The sequence below is a fragment of the Massilia endophytica genome (assembly GCF_021165955.1).
GTDB lineage: Bacteria > Pseudomonadota > Gammaproteobacteria > Burkholderiales > Burkholderiaceae_D > Rugamonas > Rugamonas endophytica.
On record NZ_CP088952.1, the window covers coordinates 869397 to 890144 of the forward strand.

General features: G+C 65.5%; 19 protein-coding genes. 18 read left to right on the plus strand and 1 reads right to left on the minus strand.

Features of this window, described 5'->3' with window-relative positions:
* Nucleotides 1-159: 159 nt before the first annotated feature.
* From LSQ66_RS03985 to LSQ66_RS04030, 10 genes are all read left to right on the plus strand, one after another.
* Nucleotides 160-1215, plus strand: coding sequence for a glycosyltransferase family 4 protein (locus tag LSQ66_RS03985; protein WP_231768519.1), 1056 nt, complete (start codon nt 160-162; stop codon nt 1213-1215).
* An 84-nt stretch (nt 1216-1299) separates the two neighbouring features.
* Nucleotides 1300-1764 carry a serine O-acetyltransferase gene (locus tag LSQ66_RS03990; RefSeq protein ID WP_231768520.1) on the plus strand — a complete coding sequence of 155 codons (465 nt, stop codon included), beginning with the start codon at nt 1300-1302 and terminating at the stop codon, nt 1762-1764.
* Nucleotides 1765-1783: 19 nt separating this feature from the next.
* Nucleotides 1784-3766 (plus strand): heparinase II/III family protein, encoded by a 1983-nt coding sequence (locus LSQ66_RS03995; RefSeq protein WP_231768521.1) that lies wholly within the window; start codon nt 1784-1786, stop codon nt 3764-3766.
* A gap of 35 nt (nt 3767-3801) precedes the next feature.
* Nucleotides 3802-5112, plus strand: a complete 1311-nt coding sequence (locus LSQ66_RS04000; RefSeq protein WP_231768522.1) for a nucleotide sugar dehydrogenase — start codon at nt 3802-3804, stop codon at nt 5110-5112.
* Nucleotides 5093-6331: a glycosyltransferase family 4 protein gene (locus LSQ66_RS04005; RefSeq protein WP_231768523.1), complete on the plus strand. Its 1239-nt coding sequence runs from the start codon at nt 5093-5095 to the stop codon at nt 6329-6331. The genes LSQ66_RS04000 and LSQ66_RS04005 overlap by 20 nt, the downstream gene beginning before the upstream one ends.
* Nucleotides 6331-7329, plus strand: coding sequence for a UDP-glucose 4-epimerase GalE (galE, locus tag LSQ66_RS04010; RefSeq protein ID WP_231768524.1), 999 nt, complete (start codon nt 6331-6333; stop codon nt 7327-7329). Before LSQ66_RS04005 ends, galE begins: the two co-directional genes overlap by 1 nt.
* Before the next feature lie 26 nt (nt 7330-7355).
* Nucleotides 7356-8525 (plus strand): sugar phosphate nucleotidyltransferase, encoded by a 1170-nt coding sequence (locus LSQ66_RS04015; RefSeq protein WP_231768525.1) that lies wholly within the window; start codon nt 7356-7358, stop codon nt 8523-8525.
* Nucleotides 8522-9940 (plus strand): mannose-1-phosphate guanylyltransferase/mannose-6-phosphate isomerase, encoded by a 1419-nt coding sequence (locus LSQ66_RS04020; protein ID WP_231768526.1) that lies wholly within the window; start codon nt 8522-8524, stop codon nt 9938-9940. Before LSQ66_RS04015 ends, LSQ66_RS04020 begins: the two co-directional genes overlap by 4 nt.
* A 338-nt stretch (nt 9941-10278) precedes the next feature.
* Nucleotides 10279-10791 carry an FxDxF family PEP-CTERM protein gene (locus tag LSQ66_RS04025; protein ID WP_231768527.1) on the plus strand — a complete coding sequence of 171 codons (513 nt, stop codon included), beginning with the start codon at nt 10279-10281 and terminating at the stop codon, nt 10789-10791.
* A 66-nt stretch (nt 10792-10857) separates the two neighbouring features.
* Nucleotides 10858-11865, plus strand: coding sequence for a TIGR03790 family protein (locus tag LSQ66_RS04030; RefSeq protein ID WP_307730242.1), 1008 nt, complete (start codon nt 10858-10860; stop codon nt 11863-11865).
* A gap of 132 nt (nt 11866-11997) precedes the next feature.
* Here LSQ66_RS04030 and LSQ66_RS04035 read toward each other — a convergent pair whose 3' ends face one another.
* Nucleotides 11998-12657 carry a PEP-CTERM sorting domain-containing protein gene (locus tag LSQ66_RS04035; protein ID WP_231768528.1) on the minus strand — a complete coding sequence of 220 codons (660 nt, stop codon included), beginning with the start codon at nt 12655-12657 and terminating at the stop codon, nt 11998-12000.
* 259 nt (nt 12658-12916) lie between these two features.
* Here LSQ66_RS04035 and gspG point away from each other — a divergent pair, with 259 nt between their 5' ends.
* The 8 genes from gspG to LSQ66_RS04075 are packed head-to-tail and all read left to right on the plus strand — an operon-like array spanning nt 12917 to nt 20748.
* Nucleotides 12917-13345, plus strand: coding sequence for a type II secretion system major pseudopilin GspG (gene gspG, locus LSQ66_RS04040; protein WP_231768529.1), 429 nt, complete (start codon nt 12917-12919; stop codon nt 13343-13345).
* 21 nt (nt 13346-13366) lie between these two features.
* Nucleotides 13367-14551 carry a type II secretion system F family protein gene (locus LSQ66_RS04045; protein ID WP_231768530.1) on the plus strand — a complete coding sequence of 395 codons (1185 nt, stop codon included), beginning with the start codon at nt 13367-13369 and terminating at the stop codon, nt 14549-14551.
* Nucleotides 14548-16260, plus strand: a complete 1713-nt coding sequence (locus LSQ66_RS04050) for a GspE/PulE family protein (RefSeq protein ID WP_231768531.1) — start codon at nt 14548-14550, stop codon at nt 16258-16260. The genes LSQ66_RS04045 and LSQ66_RS04050 overlap by 4 nt, the downstream gene beginning before the upstream one ends.
* On the plus strand, nt 16253-17077 hold the full coding sequence (locus tag LSQ66_RS04055; protein WP_231768532.1) for a hypothetical protein: 825 nt from the start codon (nt 16253-16255) through the stop codon (nt 17075-17077). The genes LSQ66_RS04050 and LSQ66_RS04055 overlap by 8 nt, the downstream gene beginning before the upstream one ends.
* Entirely contained in the window at nt 17074-17619 is a 546-nt protein-coding gene (locus tag LSQ66_RS04060; protein ID WP_231768533.1) for a PilN domain-containing protein, read from the plus strand. The genes LSQ66_RS04055 and LSQ66_RS04060 overlap by 4 nt, the downstream gene beginning before the upstream one ends.
* On the plus strand, nt 17616-18164 hold the full coding sequence (locus LSQ66_RS04065) for a hypothetical protein (protein WP_231768534.1): 549 nt from the start codon (nt 17616-17618) through the stop codon (nt 18162-18164). The genes LSQ66_RS04060 and LSQ66_RS04065 overlap by 4 nt, the downstream gene beginning before the upstream one ends.
* Complete coding sequence (locus LSQ66_RS04070) at nt 18161-18706, plus strand: hypothetical protein (protein WP_231768535.1); 546 nt, start codon at nt 18161-18163, stop codon at nt 18704-18706. The genes LSQ66_RS04065 and LSQ66_RS04070 overlap by 4 nt, the downstream gene beginning before the upstream one ends.
* The gene (locus LSQ66_RS04075) at nt 18706-20748 is read left to right on the plus strand and encodes a secretin N-terminal domain-containing protein (RefSeq protein WP_231768536.1); all 2043 of its coding nucleotides are present in this window, start codon (nt 18706-18708) and stop codon (nt 20746-20748) included. Before LSQ66_RS04070 ends, LSQ66_RS04075 begins: the two co-directional genes overlap by 1 nt.

Here is a 20748-nt window from a genome sequence, read left to right on the forward strand (position 1 = left end):
GACATTTGATCTATTGTTGGATTTGTAAGTTTCAAAAACTATAGACGGCTTCCTTCCGTCCAGTCAATTGTGCTCTAGCGCACGAATGAAGGAGCTTACAATGCCGCAAATTTGACAATCTGTTAATGTCTGGCCATGAAGGAAACCAAGCAAATCGTAATGGTGGGCACCGACCCGCAGACCATGGGCGGGGTGGCGGCCGTGGTCAACGTCTACCGGGAGGCTGGCCTGTTCCAGCAGTATCCAGTGCGCTATCTCTCCACCCATCGCGACGGCGGCGGCTGGACCAAGCTGCGCGCGGCGGCGGGCGCCCTGCTGAGTTTCGCCGGCCTGCTGCTGCGGGGCCGCGTGTCGCTGCTGCACTGCCATACCGCCTCGCGCAACAGCTTCTGGCGCAAGACTCCCTTCTTCCTGCTGGCTTTTCTCTTCCGTGTTCCGGCCATCCTGCACCTGCACGGCGGCGAGTTCCATCTCTTCTACGAGAAGGAGAGCGGGCCGCTCAAGCGCCGCCTGATCCGCTTCATCTATGACCACGCCGCCCACATCATCGTTCTGTCGGAGCGCTGGCGGCAATGGGTGAGCGGCATGAGCCGCAATCCGAATATCTCCGTCATCTACAACCCCGTGCTGCTGCCGCAGCCCGCGCCGGACTGGTCGCAGCGGGTGCCGGGCCAGACGCTGTTCTTCGGGCGCCTGGGAAAAGGGAAGGGCGTGTACGACCTGCTGGCGGCCGCGCGGGAGCTGAAGGATGGGCATCCCGGCCTGCAGCTGGCGCTGGGCGGCGATGGCGAGGTTGAGCAGGCGCGCGCCGCTGCTGCCGAGCTGGGCATCGGCGAGCAGACCGCCTTCCTGGGGTGGGTGCGGGGCGAGCAGAAGTTGAGCGCGCTCAGGCAGGCCACCATCTACACCCTGCCTTCCTATAACGAAGGCATGCCCATGAGCATTCTCGAAGCGATGGCCTGGGGCCTGCCCGTGCTGGCGACGCCCGTGGGCGGCATTCCCGATGCTATCAGCGATGGTGTCGAAGGCTTCCTGGTCGCGCCCGGCGACGTGGGCGCGCTGGCGCAGCGCTGGGCCCAGCTGCTGGATGATCCCCAGCTGGCGCAACGCATGGGCGAGGCGGCGCGCCGCAAGGTCGCCGCCGTCTTCGCGACGGACGCCGTGCTGCCGCGCCTGGGCCAGCTCTACCAGTCCCTGGGCGCCCGCGACGCCTGATCGCAGCATTCTTGATCAAGCGTGCGAGCTGTGGTGTGCGGAAATGTTAGCATTTCTTCATCTAAACACTTGCAGGAGCGACAAATGATCCAGATCTACAAACTGTCAGCTCTCCTGTACCGCCTGCACATTCCGGTGCTGCCGAAGCTGCTGTATTTGATGAACCGCGTTCTCTTTTCCCTTGTTCTTCCGGCCACCGTGAAAGTCGGCCACCGGGTGACCTTCGCCTACCAGGGCATCGGCACCGTGGTGCATGCGCGCGCCGTGATCGGCGACGACGTCTATATCGGCCCGCAGGTCATCATTGGCGGCCGTTCCGGCGAGGTGGCAGTGCCCGTGATCGAGAGCGGGGCCTTTATCGGGGCTGGGGCCCGCGTGCTCGGGCCGGTGGTGGTGGGCCGTGGCGCCAGGGTGGCGGCGGGGGCGCTGGTGCTGCACGACGTGCCGCCCGGCGTGACGGTGGCGGGCATTCCCGCCAAAGCCATCCACAGCAGCCGCATCCAGCCTGACCTGGACCTGATGGGCGGCGCCCGCAACGCTTTCCGTTGATTATGCAAACGAAGACTTTATGAGTTCACTGGCGTGGAAACTTAACCGTGTGAAGCTGATGGGTGCGCCGGAAATCGCCTGGCGCGTGCAGCAGGTAGTGCAGAAAGGGGCAAGCAGGCTGGGTGTCGGTCTCGCCTCGCATCCCCCGGAGCCTGTGCTCTCGCACTTGGGCATCGCCTTTGTCGGCGCGCCCGCCGAGGGCATCGACCTGGCCGCGCTGCGCGCCGCGGCCGACGAGGTGCTGGCGGGGCGCTGGAACGTGTTTGCGCTGCGCGGCCTGCAGCTGGGCTTTCCGCCCAACTGGAACCGCGATCCCAAGACCGGCACCGAAGCGCCAATGAAGCTGGGCAAGGCCATCGACTACCGCCGCGAGTCCGTGGTGGGCGACATCAAATACCTGTGGGAGCCGAGCCGCCACCTGGAACTTGTGACCCTCGCGCTCGCCTGGCGCGCAACGGGAGAGGAGCGCTATGCGCAAGGCGCCCGCGCCCTGCTCGAATCCTGGTTCGAGCAGTGCCCCTATGCGCGCGGCGTGCACTGGACCAGCTCCCTCGAACTGGCGGTGCGCCTGGTGAACTGGGCCTTCGCCTGGAACCTGCTGGGCGGCGCGGATACCGCGCTCTTCAATGGCCAGGCGGGGCGCGACTTCCGCCGCCGCTGGCTGGACAACATTTACCAGCACTGCCACTTCATCCGCGGCTATTTCTCCCGCCATTCCTCGGCCAACAACCACCTCTTCGGCGAGTACATGGGCCTCTTCATCGCCAGCGTGCAGTGGCCTTGCTGGGCCGCGAGCGCAGGCTGGCGCGAGCTGGCGCGGCGCGGCCTGGAAGCGGAGGCGCTGAAGCAGAACACGGCGGACGGCGTGAACAAGGAGCAGGCCATCTACTACCAGCACGAGGTGATGGACATGATGCTGCTCTGCCAGCACGTGGCCCGCGCCAACGGGGCCAGCTTCTCGCCCGCCTATCTGGAGCGCCTGGAGCGCATGGCCGAATTCGTGGCGGCCCTGATGGATGCGGGCGGCAATGTGCCCATGACGGGCGATGCGGACGACGCGCAGATGGTGCGCCTGTCCTACGAGGCGGACTGGAGTCCTTACCGCTCCCTGCTCGCCAGCTGTGCCCTGCTGTTCGGGCGGGGCGACTTCAAGCGCAAGGCGGGGCGGCTGGACGACAAGAACCGCTGGCTCTTCACCCACGATGGCGCGGAACAGTGGGAAAACCTGCCGCCTGCCGGGCCGGAGCAGCCCGTGATGGCCTTCCCCGAAGGCGGCTACTACCTGCTGGGCAAGGACTTCGGCGGCCCGCGCGAAGTGCGCATCGTGGCCGACTGCGCGCCCCTGGGCTACCTCTCCATCGCCGCCCACGGCCATGCCGACGCCTTGTCCTTCACGCTGTCCGCCGGGGGAGAGGAGCTGCTGGTCGACCCCGGCACCTATGCCTATCACACGCAGAAAGCGTGGCGCGATTACTTCCGCAGCACGGCCGCCCACAACACGGTGCAGGTGGACGGCATGGATCAATCCGAAATCGCGGGCAATTTCATGTGGCTGCACAAAGCGAACGCCCGGCTCCTGGCGCACGATGTCTCGGGCGGGGTCCAGGTATTCGAAGGCGAGCACGACGGATACCGCCGCCTCGCGGATTCTGTGTTGCACCGCCGCAAAATTTGCTTTGATTCCAATCGGAACGTGGTTGTTGTAAAAGATATATTAGAATCGTCCAACGATCACGAAGTAGTCCTGCACTGGCATTTCGCCGAGGGCTGTGCAGTGGAAAAAACGCCGGAAGGCCTGCGTGCCGCAGGAAGCCGGGTCAGCATGAACATGAAATGCGGGCTGGGCGAGGGGGCTGAATTGCTGCGTTGCAGCGAAGCACCTATCGGCGGCTGGATCTCACGCAGATTCGATGAAAAAACAACGATCACCACTGCCGCCTGGCGCGGCAGGATTCGTGGAACGGCCGAGATTGTGACCGAAATCGCGTTGCAATGGCTGTGACTGGGCAGCACGTCTAAACATTGAGGAGCAGGATCTTGAAAATCAGTATCTTTGGCCTGGGCTATGTGGGCGCCGTCTCGGCGGGCTGCCTGGCATCGGACGGCCACACCGTCATCGGCGTCGATCCCAACCGCACCAAGGTGGACCTGATCAACGAAGGGCATACGCCCATTATCGAGAAGGACATCGGGGCCATGATTGCGGCCACCGTGAAGGACGGCCTGCTGCGCGCCACCACCGACGTGCGCGACGCGGTGCTCAATACGGACATGTCCCTCATCTGCGTGGGCACGCCTTCCCAGCTGAACGGCAATCTGGACCTGAGCCACGTGCGCAAGGTCTGCCAGCAGATCGGCGCGGCCATGAAGGAGAAGGACGGCTTCCACGTGGTGGTGGCGCGCAGCACCATGCTGCCCGGCTCCATGCGCGCCGTGGTCATTCCGACCCTGGAGGAAGCTTCGGGAAAGAAGGCGGGCGTCGACTTCGGCGTGTGCAACAACCCCGAGTTCCTGCGCGAAGGCACGGCCGTGCACGACTACTACCATCCGCCCAAGACCGTGATCGGCGAGACCGACGAGAAGGCGGGCGAGATGCTGCTCAAGCTCTACGAGAAAATGGACGCGCCCCTCGTGCGCACGGACGTGGAAACGGCCGAAATGGTCAAGTACACGGACAACACCTGGCACGCCGTCAAGGTGGCTTTCGCCAACGAGATCGGCAATATCTGCAAGGCCGTGGGCATCGACGGCCACAAGGTCATGGAGATCTTCTGCCAGGACACCAAGCTCAATCTCTCGCCTTACTACATGAAGCCCGGCTTCGCCTTCGGCGGCTCCTGCCTGCCCAAGGACGTGCGCGCCCTGACCTACAAGGCGCGCAACCTGGACCTGGACCTGCCGCTCTTGAACAGCATCCTGCCGTCCAACCAGAAGCAGGTGGAGAAGGGCCTGAAGATGATCATGGACAAGGGCGCGCGCAAGGTGGGCATCCTCGGCTTCTCCTTCAAGGCGGGCACGGACGATCTGCGCGAATCGCCCCTGGTGGACGTGATCGAGCACCTGCTGGGCAAGGGCTACGAGCTCAAGCTCTACGACAAGAACGTGAACCTCGCCGCGCTGACGGGCGCGAACCAGGACTACATCCTGAACCACATCCCGCACATCTCGAAGCTCATGGTGGAGTCGATGGACGAAGTGCTGTCCTTCGCCGAGACCGTGGTCATTGGGAACGGCGCCGCCGAATTCAAGGCCGTGCCGGGCATGCTGAAGGAAGGGCAGACCGTGGTGGACCTGGTGCGCATCAGCAAGGAGCAGAGCGGGGGGCAGTATGACGGCATCTGCTGGTAAGCGCGTCCTCATCCTGGTCGAGAACCTGCCTTCGCCCTTCGACCGGCGCGTGTGGCAGGAAGCCACCACGCTGTACGCGAACGGCTACGAAGTCTCGATCATCTGCCCCACGGGCAAGGGCTACGAGAGCCGCTACGAGGTCATCGACGGCATCCACATCTACCGCTACCGCCTGCCCCTGGAGGCCGAGGGCGCGAAAGGCTATGCCATCGAATACTCGCTGGCCCTGTTCCACACCTTCCGCCTGGCGTGGAAGGTGCTGTTCCAGCGCGGCTTCGACATCATTCATGCCTGCAATCCGCCCGACCTGCTGTTCCTGATCGGCGGCTTCTTCAAGCTCGCGATGGGCAAGAAGTTCCTCTTCGACCATCACGACATCAACCCCGAGCTCTACGAGGCCAAGTTCGGCCGCCGCGATTTCTTCTACAAGCTCATGGTGCTGTTCGAGCGCTGGTCCTTCAACACGGCCGACGTCTCCATCGCCACCAACGAATCCTACAAAAAGATTGCGATAGAGCGGGGCGGCATGGACCCGGACAAGGTATATGTCGTACGCAGCGGCCCCAAGCTGGACCGCCTGAAGGTGCTGCCGCCGGTGGAGGCCCTGAAGAAGGGCCGCCGCTTCCTGGTGGGCTATGTGGGCGTGATGGGCGCCCAGGAAGGCATCGACCTGCTGCTCGAATCGGCCCGCCACCTGATCCAGGACATGGGCCGTACCGACGTGCAGTTCGGCCTCGTGGGCGGCGGCACCTCGCTGGAGCAGATGAAGGAGCTGGCGCAGAAGATGGGCATCGCCGACTACGTGACCTTCACCGGCCGCGTGCCCGACCAGCAGCTGCTGGAGATGCTCAACACCGCCGATGTCTGCGTCAATCCCGACGTGGCCAACGACATGAACGACAAATCGACCATGAACAAGATCATGGAGTATATGGCGCTGGGCAAGCCCATCGTGCAGTTCGACCTGGTGGAAGGCCGCTATTCGGCCCAGCAGGCTTCGCTGTACGCGGCCAAGAACGATCCGGTGGACATGGCGAGGAAGATCGCCGAGCTGCTGGACGATCCGGCGCGGCGCGCCCAGATGGGCGAATTCGGCCGCAACCGCGTCATCAATGAACTCGAATGGGAATACGAAGCGCCCAAGCTGCTGGCCGCCTACGAAAGACTGTACTCGGCCAATGCACCCTTGCCGCAGGTATTCCAGAAGAAGGAAAGCTGATGAAGATACTGGTAACGGGCGGCATGGGCTATATCGGCTCCCATACCGTCGTGGAGCTGATGCAGGCGGGCCATGAGGTGGTGGTGATCGACAATCTGTCGAACGCCGACCCCTCGGTGCGCCAGCGCGTGGCGCGCATCACGGGCAAGGAGTTCGAATTCCAGAACGCCGACATCCGCGACCGCGCAGCGCTGGAGCAAGTGTTCGCAGGGCGCGGCATCGGGGCCGTGATCCATTTCGCGGGACTGAAGGCGGTGGGCGAGTCGGTGGCCCAGCCCCTGCGCTACTACGACAACAACGTGAGCGGCAGCGTGGCCCTGTGCGAGGTGATGGCAAAGCACGGCGTGAAGACGCTCGTGTTCAGCTCCTCGGCCACCGTCTACGGCGACCCGGCCACGGTGCCCATCACCGAAGACTTCCCCCTGTCGGCCACCAATCCCTACGGGCGCAGCAAGCTCATGATCGAGGAGATCCTGCGCGACCTGCATGTGTCCGACAACAGCTGGCGCATTGCCCTGCTGCGCTATTTCAACCCGGTAGGCGCGCACGAAAGCGGCCTGATCGGCGAAGCCCCGAGCGGCATTCCCAACAACCTGCTGCCCTATGTGGCCCAGGTGGCGGAGGGGCGGCGCGAGAGCCTGTCCGTGTTCGGCGGCGACTACCCCACGCCGGACGGCACGGGCGTGCGCGACTATATCCACGTGGTCGACCTTGCGCTCGGCCACCTGAAGGCGCTGGACAAGCTGGCCGAAGGGCCGGGCGTGCGCACCTGGAACCTGGGCACGGGCCATGGCTACAGCGTGCTGGACATGGTGCGCGCCTTCGAGAAGGCCAGCGGCAAGCCGGTGCCATACAAGATCGTCGGCCGCAGGCCGGGCGACATCGCCACCTGCTATGCGGACACTGCGCGCGCGGAGCGCGAACTGGGCTGGAAAGCGCGTTACGACATCGACCGCATGTGCACCGATGCCTGGCGCTGGCAGTCCTCAGCGAAATAAACGGATCAACAGATAAGGGGTTACCGATGAAAGCTATGATTCTTGCGGCCGGCAAAGGCACGCGCGTCCGCCCTTTGACCTATGAGCTGCCCAAGCCCATGATTCCCATCCTCGGCAAGCCGGTGATGGCCTACCTGGTGGAACACCTGGCGCGCTACGGCGTCACGGAGATCATGGTCAATGTCAGCTACCTGCACGACAAGATCGAGGAGTATTTCGGGGAAGGCCACCAGTTCGGCGTGCAGATCGGCTACTCCTTCGAGGGCTATACCAACGACGACGGCGAAGTAGTGCCCGAGCCCATCGGTTCGGCGGGCGGCATCAAGAAGATCCAGGAATTCGGCGGCTTCTTCGACGAGACCACCATCGTGCTGTGCGGCGATGCCGTGATCGACCTCGATATCAAGTCGGCCCTGTTCGAGCACCGCCGCAAGGGCGCGCTGGCCACCGTCATCACGCGCGAAGTGCCCTGGGAAAAGGTGAGCAGCTACGGCGTGGTGGTGAGCGACGAGGACGGCCGCGTCACCGCCTTCCAGGAAAAGCCCAGCCGCGAGCAGGCGCGCTCGAACTGCGCCAGCACCGGCATCTATATCTTCGAGCCGGAAGTGATCGACCTCATACCCTCGGGCCGTCCCTTCGACATCGGCTCCGAGCTCTTCCCCCTGCTGGCCGAGCGCGGCCTGCCTTTCTACAGCCAGACCCGCAAGTTCGACTGGATCGACATCGGCAGCGTGAAGGACTACTGGGAAGTGCTGCAGGCCGTGCTGCTGGGCGACGTCGCCAATATGAAGGTGCCGGGCGTGCAGGTGGAGGAGGGCGTGTGGGTGGGCTTGAACACCAGCATCGACTGGAGCGAGGGCACGCAGATCGAAGGGCCCGTGTACATTGGCTCCGGCGTGCGCATCGACCCCGGCGCCCACATCGTGGGGCCGAGCTGGATTGGTCACGGCAGCCATATCTGCTCGGGCGCCAAGGTGGTGCGCAGCGTGTTGTTCGAATATACTCGTGTGTTACCGGATGTTACGCTGGAGGAATTAATCGTCCTGAAGGATTATAGTGTCGACCGCTCCGGCGAAATGAAGCATGTGTCGCAGTACGACTCGAACGAATGGGCCAATGCGCGCGACCGCCGCGCGCAGCGCCGCCATCTGGAGAGCCTGGGCGACCTCACCCAACTAGAACAGAAGAAAGCATGAAAATCTATCCCGTTATCCTGTCCGGCGGCGCCGGCACCCGTCTGTGGCCACTTTCGCGCGCGGCGCTGCCCAAGCAATTGCTGCCCCTGGTCTCCGACAAGACCATGCTGCAGGATACGGCGCTGCGCCTGCATGGCCGCGCGGAACTGATGCCGCCGCTGGTGGTGTGCGGCAATGAGCACCGCTTCCTCGTCGCCGAGCAGATGCGCGAGATCGGCATCAAGCCCATGGCCATCCTGCTGGAGCCGGTCGGCCGCAACACGGCGCCCGCCGTGGCCGCTGCCGCGCACTTCCTCAAGCGCAGGGACCCGGAAGCGATGATGCTGGTGCTGCCCGCCGACCACGTCATCACCGATACCGAAGCCTTCCACCAGGCCATCGGCCGCGCCGCCGAACAGGCTGCCGCCGGTGCGCTCGTCACCTTCGGCATCGTGCCCACGGGACCGGAAACGGGCTATGGCTACATCAAGAGCGGCGAACCGATGCCCAAGGGCGAGCAGGCCTTCAAGGTCGAGCGCTTCGTGGAGAAGCCGGACCGCGCCACGGCCGAAGGCTTCGTCGCAGCGGGCAACTACTACTGGAACAGCGGCATGTTCCTGTTCCAGGCGGAAGCCTACCTGAAGGAGCTGGGCCAGTTCCAGCCCGCCATGCTGGCCGCCAGCGCGGAAGCGGTGGACAAGGGCTACGGCGACCTGGATTTCTGCCGCCTGGAAGAAGCCGCCTTCACCAGCTGCCCGTCGGACTCCATCGACTACGCCGTGATGGAGCATACCCGCCACGCAGTGGTGATTCCGGCCTCCATCGGCTGGAGCGATGTGGGTTCGTGGTCCGCGCTGTGGGAAGTGCAGCCGGGCGACGGCGACGGCAATGTGAGCCGCGGCGACGTTTACCTGGACAATGTGAAGAACACCCTGGTGCGCGCCGAGAGCCGCATCGTGGCCGTGGTGGGCGTGGAAGACCTGGTGGTGGTGGAAACGCCGGACGCCGTGCTGGTGGCGCACAAGGACCAGGTGCAGCGCGTGAAGCAGGTGGTGGACCACCTGAAAGGGCAGGACCGCACCGAGCACCTGCACCATACGCGCGTGTACCGTCCATGGGGCTGCTATGAGGGCATCGACATCGGCGAGCGCTTCCAGGTCAAGCGCATCACCGTGAACCCGGGCGGCAAGCTTTCGCTGCAGATGCACCATCACCGCGCGGAGCACTGGGTGGTGGTGAGCGGCACGGCGCGCGTCACCTGCGGCGACAAGGTGAGCCTGCTGACCGAGAACGAATCCACCTTCATCCCCATCGGCATGAACCACCGCCTGGAGAACCCGGGCAAGGTGCCGCTGCACCTGATCGAAGTGCAGTCCGGGAGCTATCTGGGCGAGGACGACATCGTGCGTTTCGAGGATGTCTACCAGCGCACCTGAGCGCTTGAGGTGACTTGCAAAAAGGAGGCTTCGGCCTCCTTTTTTTATCTCTGCAGTAAGACGGAGAATGGCTCGCCTGCCCGTAGGTTTCGTCCTACAGCTTTCGCAACACGTTTCGGTCTGCGAAATCACGCCCGTTTTCCCCTTTGCGGGCAGGGACTTAGCGCCGCGGCCGCCTCATCGAATTTACGTAAGGCATTGTTTTTGTTGAGAAATTTTTACATATTTCTTTGACAAGGTGGCATTTTAGACATGTAAGATCGCCCCGCAGTTGTCCGAAAACTGTGTGGGCCAATCCTGGCCTGCGGACTCTTTTTACGGGGGTAATAATGAAGAAAATGAAAACCGTTCTAGCTGCAATCGCCATCGCAGGTACTGCATGGTCGGCCCAGGCGGCCGACATCAGCAGCACCGGCACCATCAGCCTCACCAACGGCACCAACTTCTTTGGCCGCGTGCTGGACGGCGCCTCGGGCGACACCTTCACCGACCGCTGGGACTTCGCCTCGGTGGGCACCTTCGATCTGGCTGCAGGCGTGATCGCCGTCACCCCGGGTACGGTGGACGGCATCTCGATCAGCGGCTTCGAGCTGTTCAATTCGGCCGGCCTGTCCCTGGGCGGGATGCAGCATTCCAGCGGCCTGAGCGATGTGTGGACCCTGTCCACCTCGCACCTGGTGCCGGACAGCTACTATCTGATGGTATCGGGCACGCTGCTGGGCAGCGAGGCGGCCAGCTACGGCGGCACCCTGACCACGGTGAATGCCGTGCCTGAACCGGAGACCTATGGCATGCTGATCGGCGGCCTCGGACTGCTGGGCTTCCTGGCCCGCCGCCGCAAGCAAGGCTGAGCGAAGGCGCTATAATCGAAACGGAAGCTGCGGCTTCCGTTTTTTTATTCATGGAGCGTACCCGTTTTGCGAGCGACCTTCCTGCTGCCAGCCCTGCTGCTGGCCGGCGCCGTCCAGGCGCAAATGACCAGTCCCGGCCTGCAGGCCGCCCACCTTGCCGTCATCGTCAACGACGATGAACCGAACAGCGTGGCGATTGCCGAGCACTACCGCAAGGCCCGCGACATCCCGGCCCGCAACATGGTCCACGTGCGCATCCCCGGCAAGCCGCGCAAGCTCACGGCCGAGCAGTTCGCCAGGCTCAAGGAAGAAATCGACAGCAAGCTGCCTGCCGACATCGACGCCGTGCTCATGGTCTGGACGGCGCCGTACGCGGTGGAATGCAATGCCATCACGGCCGCCTACACGCTCGGCTTCGATCCCCAGCAATGCCTCAAGCCCTGTGGCCCCGGGCGGCCCAGCGCCTACTTCAACTCCGCGGCGTCCAGCCCCCGCGCCGACAGCCTGCGCCTGGCGATGCTCATGCCCACCGAATCCGTGGCCGACGCCAAGGCCCTGATCGAGCGCGGCGTGGCGAGCGGCTTCCGTGCGGCCCCGGCCACGGCCTACTATCTCGTCACGAGCGACAAGGCGCGCAGCAGCCGCGTTCCCTTCTTCCCGCGCTCGGGCGTCATCCCGGCGAAAAAACTCACCATCAAGACCCTGCAGCAGGACGTGCTGGAGGGCGCGAAGGACATTCTCATCTACCAGACGGGGCAAGCCAGCGTCAGCAAGCTGGACACGCTGCAATTCGTCCCCGGCGCCCTGGCCGACCATCTGACTTCCTGGGGCGGCGACCTGCTGGGCGACAGCCAGATGAGCAGCCTGCGCTGGCTGGAAGCGGGCGCGACGGCGACCTACGGCACGGTGAGCGAGCCCTGCAACCACTGGCAAAAGTTCCCCAATCCCACGGTGCTGCTGCGCCACTACCTGAACGGATCGACGGCGATCGAAGCCTACTGGAAGAGTGTCGCCTGGCCCGCGCAAGGCCTGATCCTCGGCGAGCCCCTCGCCGCCCCCTACCATCGCCACTAAACGGCCGAGCCCGTGTCCACATCTGGTGCCAGGGAAGAAAAGTGGACACGAGCTCTACACTAGCGGCTTAGGGCTGAGGTTGTGTCCAAAAATCTTCCCTGGCACCAGATGTGGACACGGACTGGGCTGTGCTTAGCGGCGGCGGGTGAGGGGGAGGAGGGCGAGGCCTGCCAGGAGCAGGGCCCAGGTAGCGGGCTCTGGGACGGCAGCCATGGCGGCTGCCTTTTTGCTGTCGGCGGTGCTCGCGGCCTGCTTGGCCTGGTTGCCTGCAGCGAGGCTCAGGCCGCCAATGCCGAACTGGCCATCGATGCCGCTGAACTGGCCGTAGTATTTTTCGATGAAGCCGAATTCGTCCACCGCGTACGGCGCCCACGGCACTTCGGCTATCTTGCGCCGCGTTTCCGATTCGGTGACGTCGATGGTTTCGACCGTGCGGATGAGCTTGAGCGTGTGCGTGCCTTCATGGCCTTCGTTGAACTTGCGCAGCTCCTGCTCGTCCTCTTCCACTTTCCACTGCTCTACCTTGCGGCCTTCTTCCACAATGCGCGCCTGCTTGAGCTGCCTGCCGTCTTCGAGGCGGCAGGCGCTCTTGATGCCTTCGATCCTGGCATCGGACTTGGCGCGCTCGCGCTCGTCCTTGTCTTGCTGCTTGTTCTTGATGGAATCGAGGCAGGGGGAGGCGCCACGGGCCGGAGGCGTTTCCGCGGGCTGGGCCTGCTGCGCCGACACGCCAGCGCCTGCCAAGGCGGCAAACGCCACCGGCAACAGCTTGCGGAGGAGGGCAGAGGTCATGGCACAGCGGGGGAAATGGATGAGCTAGCAATGTAGCACGGCTGAGCCCGTTTCGCGAGGGAAATCTCTGTTGCAAGCCCCGTGGCATGCGCTTTTCGCGACGTTTTTCCTGTCTCATTTTTCATCGCCGGGCCCTGTTTTGTCTCAAAATGTAATGCTCTTCAGTAAAAGCTCCACACTGGACGGAAAACATTGTCGAAACCTTAAACGGCATGGTAGCCTTGGCCGTTCACTCAGTGTTGAAGGAGCTTGGTTTCGGATGGTGGCAGCACAGAAAATGCGCAAGCGGGCCGGTTTTACCCTGCTCGAACTCCTGGTGGTGATCGTCATCATCGGGCTCCTGGCCGCCTATGTCGGTCCGAAGTATTTCTCGCAGCTGGGCAAGTCGGAGGTCACCGTGGCCAAGGCCCAGATCGAGGCCTTCGAAAAATCCCTCGACACCTTCCGGCTCGACGTGGGCCGCTACCCCACCACCGAGGAGGGCCTGGCCGCGCTGCAGACCGCCCCCGCGACGGCCGGCGCCAAATGGAACGGTCCCTACCTGAAGAAGGGCATTCCACCCGATCCCTGGGGCAATCCCTACCAGTACAAGGCGCCCGGTTCGCGCGGCGAGTACGAGATCACTTCCCTGGGCAAGGATGGCCAGCCCGGCGGCGCGGCGGAAAACGCCGACATCACTTCGCAATAAGACGCCCGCGTCCCTCCCGCCATGCAGTTCGACGTTCGCACCCTGTCGCCGGAAATGGTGATCGGCCACCTGGTGGTCGATGGCCGCGACGAGGCCGACGCGCGGCGCCAGGTGGAGGCGCGGGGCCTGTTCGTGAGCGCCATCCACCCGGTGCGCGGCGCCTTGCGCGCGGGCCGGGGCAAGGCCTTGTCGCTCGTCCTCTTCAGCCAGGAGCTGCTGGCGCTGCTGAACGCGGGCCTCGGCATCGTCGAAGCGCTGGAGGCCTTGCTTGAAAAGGAGGCGGCGCCCGCCACGCGCAGCGTGCTGGAACGGCTGCTGGCTGGCCTGCGCGAAGGCCAGCGCTTCTCGGCCGTGCTGGCCGAGCAGCCGCAGCTCTTTCCGCCCCTCTATGTCGGCATCGTGAAGGCGGCCGAAGGCACCAGCGACCTGCCGCGCTCCCTGGCCCGCTATATCGATTACCAGCAGCGCGTGGACCTGGTGCGCGGCAAGATCGTCAGCGCCGCCATCTATCCCTGCATCCTGCTGCTGGTGGGCGGCGGCGTGAGCATGTTCCTGATCGGCTATGTGGTGCCGCGCTTTGCGGAGGTCTATCAGGGCGCGGGCCGCAACCTGCCCTGGATGTCGCAAGTGATGCTGAGCTGGGGCCAGTTCGCGGGCGCCCATACCGGCGCGCTGCTCGCGGCCCTGGCACTGCTGCTGGGCGGCGCGGTGCTGGGCATCCGGCGCCTCATGGCGAGCGGCGGGCTGGTACGCCTGCTTGGCCGCCTGCCGGGCATCGGCGAGCGGGTGCGCATCTACGAGCTGTCCCGCCTTTACCTCACGCTGGGCATGCTGACCGAAGGCGGCATCACCATCGTGCAGGCCATCGACACCGTGCAGGGCATGGTGTCGGCCAATGTGAAGAGCGGCCTGCAGTCGGCGCGCCTGGCGGTGGAGGCGGGCCTGCCCCTCTCGACCGCGTTCGAGGCCAATGGGCTGACCACGCCGATCTCCCTGCGCATGCTGCGCGTGGGCGAACGCACCGGCGACATGGGCCCCATGCTCACCCAGTCCGCCGCCTTCTACGACGGCGAGATCGCCCGCTGGATCGACCGTTTCACGCGCACCTTCGAGCCCTTGCTCATGGCCGGCATCGGCCTGATCGTGGGCGCCATCGTGGTGCTGCTGTATATGCCTATTTTTGACCTGGCCGGAGAAATGTCATGAGCAACCCGGCATTCAATACCGCCGCTGCGCTGCCCGTTCTGGATGCGGGCCTGCTGGCCAAGGCGCGCAGCGCGCGCGCCCTGTCCAAGCGCACCCTGGTGGAAGAACTCGAAGCGCTCACCGGCAGCGAACCGCGCCTGCTGGTGCGCGCCCTGGCCCGGCCTTTCGGCCTGGAGGTGCTGGAAACGGAGGAGATGCTGGCCTTCACGCCCGCTTTCGACCTGCTCCCGTTGTCGCAGGCCATGGCCCGCCATGCCGTGCTGCTGCGCATGCAGGACGGCTCCGTCATCGGCGTGGTCGCCGATCCCTTCGATCTCGACCAGCAGACCTGGCTGGGAACGCAGGCGCGCGCCACGCCTTCCGCGCCGCTGCGCATCCGCCTGGCGCTGCAGTCGGACATCCAGGCTTACCTGTCCAAGCAGGAGGAATCCGCGCGCGCCGTCGATACCCTGCTGCCGGGCGCCGACAATTCCCGCCGCGATGGCAAGACGGCCGCCGTGCTCTCCTTCGCCACCGTGTCGGAAGGGGCCAGCCCCGCCGTCCGGCTGGTGAACTCCACCCTGTACGACGCACTCAAGGCGGGCGCCTCGGACATCCACCTCGAAAGCACGGCTGGCGGCCTCGCGGTGAAATACCGCGTGGACGGCGTGCTCGATCACGCCACCGCCGTCAATGGCGTGGAAGTGGCGGAGCAGATCATCTCGCGCCTGAAGGTGCTGGCCGAACTGGACATCGCCGAGCGCCGCGTGCCGCAGGACGGCAGCTTCCGCGTCGAATCGGGCGGACGCGAGATCGACCTGCGAGTTTCCATCATGCCCAGCATCCACGGCGAGGACGCCGTTATCCGTATCCTCGACAAGCGCGCCATGATCGAGTCCTACGGCTCGCTCACCCTGGAAGCGCTGGGTTTCGACGCGCCCTCGCTGGCCACCCTGCGCACGCTGGCGCAGGAAGCCTATGGCATGCTGCTGGTCACGGGCCCCACCGGCTCGGGCAAGACCACGACCTTGTACGCAGCCCTGACCGAGATCCACAACGGCCGCGAGAAGATCATCACCATCGAGGACCCGGTCGAGTACCAGCTGCCCGGTATCCTGCAGATTCCCGTGAACGAGAAGAAGGGACTGACCTTCGCCAAGGGCCTGCGCTCCATCCTGCGCCATGATCCGGACAAGATCATGGTCGGCGAGATCCGCGACCGCGAAACGGCGGAAATCGCCGTGCAGTCCGCGCTCACAGGCCACCTCGTGCTGACCACCGTGCACGCGAACAATGTGTTCGACGTCTTCGGCCGTTTCACGCACATGGGCATCGATCCCTACGCCTTCGTGTCGGCCCTGAACGGCATCTGGGCGCAGCGCCTGGTGCGCATCAACTGCCCGCACTGCGCGCGCGAGTACACGCCCAGCGACGAGGAGCTGGCCAGCGTGAACCTCACGCGCGCGGACGTGCACGATTACACTTTCAAGGAAGGGAAGGGCTGCGGCGACTGCCGCGGCACCGGCTTCAAGGGCCGCCGCTCCATCGCGGAGATCCTCACCTTGAACGATGAGATCCGCGAACTGATCGTGGAGAAGCGGCCGATCCGGCAGATCAAGCAGGCCGCCTATGCCAATGGCACGCGCAGCCTGCGCCAGGCCGCGCTGGAAGTGGTCAAGCGCGGCGGCACCACTCTCGCGGAGATCAAGCGGGTGACCTTGCATGCTTAAGTTTCCGGGACAATCCCTGCGCATCGGCATTGCGCCGAATGCGGTATCCCTGCTGCGCGTGAACCGCTGGCGCGCGCCGAAGCTGGAGGTGCTGGCCGAACGCGCCTATGTGGCGCCGGCCGACGGCCCGGGCCAGGCGGAAGCGCTGGCCCATGCGCTGCGCGCCCTGCTCGAAGGCCAGCCCACCCAGGGCTGGCCGGTCGCCTTCGTGCTGTCCGACGAACTGGTTCGCATCTGGCAGGTGACGCCTCCGCCCCAGGCCGCGCGCCTGGCGGACATAGAGGCGGCGGCCACGCTCCGCTTCCACGCCCTGTATGGCGAACCGCCTTCCGCATGGCAGGTGAGCGCGGACTGGCGCGCCAACGGACCGTTCTTCGCCGCCGCCGTGCCGCGCACGCTGCAGGCCGCGCTGGAACACACCGCCCAGGACTACGGCATGGCGCTCGTGGAGTGCGTGCCCATGTTCGTTACGGCCTGGAACCGCTGGCGCCGCGCCGTGCGTGCCGACGCATGGTTCGCCCACGCACATGGAGAGCTGCTGACGCTTGCCGTCATCGAGGCGGGCGAACTGCGCGCGCTGCGCAGCCTGCCCCTGCCCCATGGCGCCGATCACGGATGGCTGACGCAGACGGTGAACCGCGAAGCGCTGCTGCTGGGCACTGGCGTGCCGCCGCTGGTGCAGATCGCGGGCCAGCTGCCGCCAGCGCTCGCCAAGCCCGCTGCGGCGGGCCAGGTGCCGCTAGCCCTGCTGGGAAGCGGAGTTGCTGAAAGTCTTTCCCCGGCCAGCATGCTGGCCGCTTCCGGGAGCCCTGCATGAGGCGCATGCATATCGATTTTGCGCCCGCGGGCTGGCGCCGGACCCTGTACCGCCTGCACCCGGCTGCCGCGCTGGCCGGCGCCGCAGGAATCCTGCTGTGCGCGGGCGCCGCGTGGCTGGCGCTGCACCTGGCGGACCAGCGCGAGGAGAGGACGCAGCAGCTGCGGCGCGTGCAGCAGCGCGCCGCCGTGCTGGCGCAGCAGCCGGCCGCCCTGCCGCAGACTGCCATTCCGGCGGCGCAGGCCAGCGCCGTCAACGCGGCCGTGCTGCAGCTCAATCTCCCATGGCGCGACCTGCAGGATGGCGTGGCCGCTGCCACGCCCGCCAATATCGCCCTGCTGGCGCTGGAGCCCGATGCGCGCAAGCAGGTCCTCAAGATCACGGCCGAGGCAAAGAGCAGCGACGAGATGGTGGGTTACATAGAATTGCTCAAGCAGCAGGAAGTGTTTGTCACGGCGGTGCTGGCGCGCCATGAGATCGGCGACCAGGATCCGAACCGGCCTATCCGCTTCCAGGTTGAAGCGCAGTGGAGAGCGCGATGAAGGACGTGCGCTTCGCGAGCCTGCTGCTCTCCCTGCGTATCTCTGTGATGCGCGCCGGTCCCGCCGTGTGCGCGGCCCTGGCGCTGCTGGCCCTCGGCCTGGCCCTGTGGGCCTGGCTGCTGCCGCAGCGCGCGGCGCAGCAGGCAGTTCTGGCGCAGCCCCTGCCGACGCCCGCTTCCCTGGTGCGTCCGCCTCCGCCGCCTACCGCCAACGAGAACCTGGCGGCGTTCTATCAGGCATTGGGCGAGCGCCGCTACGCCGAGCAGCAGGTCAAGACCCTGTTCGACCTGGCTGCGAAGACGGGCCTGAACCTGCGCCAGGGCGAATACAAGTCCGGCTACGACAAGGCCAGCGCCGTGTCCACCTACCAGATCACGCTGCCGGTGCACGGCCCCTACCAGAACATCTGGCAGTTCGCCCTGCAGGCGCTGGCCGCCATGCCCTTTGCGGCGCTGGACGAGATCAGCTTCCGGCGCGATGCCATCGGCGACCCGACGGTCGAGGCGCGCCTGCGCTTTACCCTCTATTTGAAGGAGCAGCCGTGAAGCCGCGCCATCTGCTTATGGGCGCAGCGCTGCTGGCCGCCGCAGGGCTGGTGCTCTTCGGCGACACGACGCCCAGCAACGGGGTGGCGGAACCGGTGGAGCGCGCGCCGCGCAGCGCGCCCGTGGCGGCGCCGCGCGCCCCCGCGCCAGCCGCCGACGCTGCCACCACCGACAACGCCATCCTGCGCCTGGTTCCCCGCTCCACCCTGATCGGCGAGGCGGGAGAGGCGGCTTTCCGCAGCGGGGAGGGCGTATTCCTCGGCCAAAACTGGAATCCCCCGCCGCCCCCGCCGCCTCCCGGCCCGGTGGCGCCGCCCCAGCCGCCCAGCGCGCCGCCACTGCCTTTTGCTTTCATCGGCAAGTCGGTGACCGACGGGCAGTGGGAGGTCTATCTGGCGCGGGGAGAACAGACCTATGTGGTGCATAACAAGACCGTTATCGACGGAACGTATCGGGTGGAGTCGATCGCGCCGCCGACGCTTACCGTTACCTACCTGCCCATGAACCAGGTGCAGCAGCTCAACATTGGAGTTATCGAGTGATGCCAAGTCACATTCACCGGGCAGGCCGCGGCCTGCGTCATGCGCTTACCCTGACCGCCATGGTGGCAGCCCTGAGCGGCTGCGCCGCCCAGATGGCCTTCCGCGAAGGTAAAGACCTGGTTGCGAAGGACCAGGTGGAAGCGGGCCTGCTCAAACTCAAGGAAGCCGTTGCCAAGGAACCCGGCAATGCGGAGTACCGCGCGGCCTACCTGCAAGCCCGCGACCGCGCCAGCATCCGCTTGCTGCAGCAGGCCGACGCCGACATGGCGGCCGGGCGCAACGAGCTGGCGATGCAGAACCTGCAGCGTGTGCTGGCCCTCGATCCGCAGAACGAACGGGCGCGCGCCGGCTACCGCACCCTGGAAACGAATGAGCGCCACGGCAAGGCGCTGGCCGCCGCCGCCGAACTGTTGGCGCGCAAGGACTACGACCTGGCCAAGTCCCGCGTCAATGCCATCCTCACCGAGAAGCCGGACCACGTCCAGGCGCGCGCCCTGCTGCGCGAGATCAACGAGAAGTCCCCGCCGGTGCAGAACGAAGGCGCCCTGGCCAAAGCGTACAAGCAGCCGATCACGGTGGAATTCAAGGATGCGCCCCTGAAGCAGGTCTTCGACGTGATTTCGCGCCGTTCGGGCCTGAATTTCGTCTTCGACAAGGACGTGAAGACCGATACCCGCACCTCCATCTTCCTGCGCAACAGCACGGTGGAGTCGGCGGTCTACTACCTGCTGATGTCGAACCAGCTGGAGCAGCAGGTCATGGACCAGAACACGGTGCTGATCTACCCGAACATCGCTGCCAAGCTGCGCGAGTACCAGGAAACGGTGATCAAGACCTTCTACCTCGCCAATGCCGAGGCGAAGAACGTGGCCAACACGCTCAAGACCATCCTCAAATCGCGCGACGTGGTGGCGGACGAGAAGCTCAATCTCGTCATCATGCGCGACAATGCGGACGCCGTGCGCATGGCCGAGAAGCTGGTGGCCTTGCAGGACATGCCGGAGCCGGAGGTCATGCTGGAAGTGGAGATCCTGGAGATCAAGCGCAGCCGCCTGATGGAGCTGGGTGTGGAGTGGCCCGCAGGCGTGACGCTGGCGCCAGTCACGAGGTCGAATGGCACCAGCCTGCACCTCTCCGATCTGGATACCCTCAACCGCAGCACCATCGCGATTTCGAGCCTGAGCACCACCATCAACGCCAACGTGACGGACGGCGACTCCAAGCTCCTGGCCAATCCCCGCATCCGCGTGCGCAACAAGGAGAAGGCCAAGGTCCAGATCGGCGACAAGGTGCCGGTGATTACGACCACGGTCTCGCCAGGCGGCACCGCGGGCTTTTCCCAGGAGAGCGTGAACTATGTGGACGTGGGCCTGACCCTGAACGCCGAACCCACTATCTACCTGAACAACGAAGTGGGCATCCGCATTGCGCTGGAGGTGAGCAACCTGGTGAGCCGCATCGAGACCAAGACGGGCAGCACCGCCTACCAGATCGGCACGCGCCAGGCCACCACCATGCTGCAGTTGAAGGACGGCGAGAACCAGGTGCTGGCGGGCCTCATCAACAATACGGACCGCAGCTCGGGCAACAAGATTCCCGGCCTGGGCGAGCTCCCCATCCTCGGCCGCCTGTTCGGCAACAGCACCGACGAAAGCCAGCAGACCGAGATCGTGCTGTCGATCACGCCCCACCTGATCCGCAACCTGCAGCGTCCCGAAGCCTCGGCCTCCGAGTTCTCGGCCGGCACCGAGGCGAACTTCCGCCGCAAGCCGGACGTCAGCGTGCGCACCACGGTCACCGTCCCGGGCCGCAACACCAATGTGCCGCAGGGCGCGCCCGAGGCCCAGCCGTCCGCAGTGCCGCAGCCGCCCGCGCTCAATGCGCCGCCACCGCCGGCGAGCAACGTGTCGATGTCGAGCACCCAGCCGGGACCTGCCAGCAGCGTGTCGCTGCCCGCGCCGCCTCCGCCGCCGCAGACGGTGCAGCCCGCGCAGCCGGCTCCCGCGCCGTCCAATGTGCCGCCGCCCGCCCAGCAGCAGTGA

What these genes read in the sequence shown, in the direction of transcription:
- LSQ66_RS04035 (WP_231768528.1), bottom strand. Translation starts at nt 12,657, where the DNA reads ATGACCTCTGCCCTCCTCCGCAAGCTGTTGCCGGTGGCGTTTGCCGCC.
- LSQ66_RS04075 (WP_231768536.1), top strand. Translation starts at nt 18,706, where the DNA reads ATGCCAAGTCACATTCACCGGGCAGGCCGCGGCCTGCGTCATGCGCTT.
- LSQ66_RS04045 (WP_231768530.1), top strand. Translation starts at nt 13,367, where the DNA reads ATGCAGTTCGACGTTCGCACCCTGTCGCCGGAAATGGTGATCGGCCAC.
- LSQ66_RS04015 (WP_231768525.1), top strand. Translation starts at nt 7,356, where the DNA reads ATGAAAGCTATGATTCTTGCGGCCGGCAAAGGCACGCGCGTCCGCCCT.
- LSQ66_RS04050 (WP_231768531.1), top strand. Translation starts at nt 14,548, where the DNA reads ATGAGCAACCCGGCATTCAATACCGCCGCTGCGCTGCCCGTTCTGGAT.
- gspG (WP_231768529.1), top strand. Translation starts at nt 12,917, where the DNA reads ATGGTGGCAGCACAGAAAATGCGCAAGCGGGCCGGTTTTACCCTGCTC.
- LSQ66_RS04005 (WP_231768523.1), top strand. Translation starts at nt 5,093, where the DNA reads ATGACGGCATCTGCTGGTAAGCGCGTCCTCATCCTGGTCGAGAACCTG.
- LSQ66_RS04055 (WP_231768532.1), top strand. Translation starts at nt 16,253, where the DNA reads ATGCTTAAGTTTCCGGGACAATCCCTGCGCATCGGCATTGCGCCGAAT.
- LSQ66_RS04060 (WP_231768533.1), top strand. Translation starts at nt 17,074, where the DNA reads ATGAGGCGCATGCATATCGATTTTGCGCCCGCGGGCTGGCGCCGGACC.
- galE (WP_231768524.1), top strand. Translation starts at nt 6,331, where the DNA reads ATGAAGATACTGGTAACGGGCGGCATGGGCTATATCGGCTCCCATACC.
- LSQ66_RS03995 (WP_231768521.1), top strand. Translation starts at nt 1,784, where the DNA reads ATGAGTTCACTGGCGTGGAAACTTAACCGTGTGAAGCTGATGGGTGCG.
- LSQ66_RS04025 (WP_231768527.1), top strand. Translation starts at nt 10,279, where the DNA reads ATGAAAACCGTTCTAGCTGCAATCGCCATCGCAGGTACTGCATGGTCG.
- LSQ66_RS04065 (WP_231768534.1), top strand. Translation starts at nt 17,616, where the DNA reads ATGAAGGACGTGCGCTTCGCGAGCCTGCTGCTCTCCCTGCGTATCTCT.
- LSQ66_RS03985 (WP_231768519.1), top strand. Translation starts at nt 160, where the DNA reads ATGGTGGGCACCGACCCGCAGACCATGGGCGGGGTGGCGGCCGTGGTC.
- LSQ66_RS03990 (WP_231768520.1), top strand. Translation starts at nt 1,300, where the DNA reads ATGATCCAGATCTACAAACTGTCAGCTCTCCTGTACCGCCTGCACATT.
- LSQ66_RS04020 (WP_231768526.1), top strand. Translation starts at nt 8,522, where the DNA reads ATGAAAATCTATCCCGTTATCCTGTCCGGCGGCGCCGGCACCCGTCTG.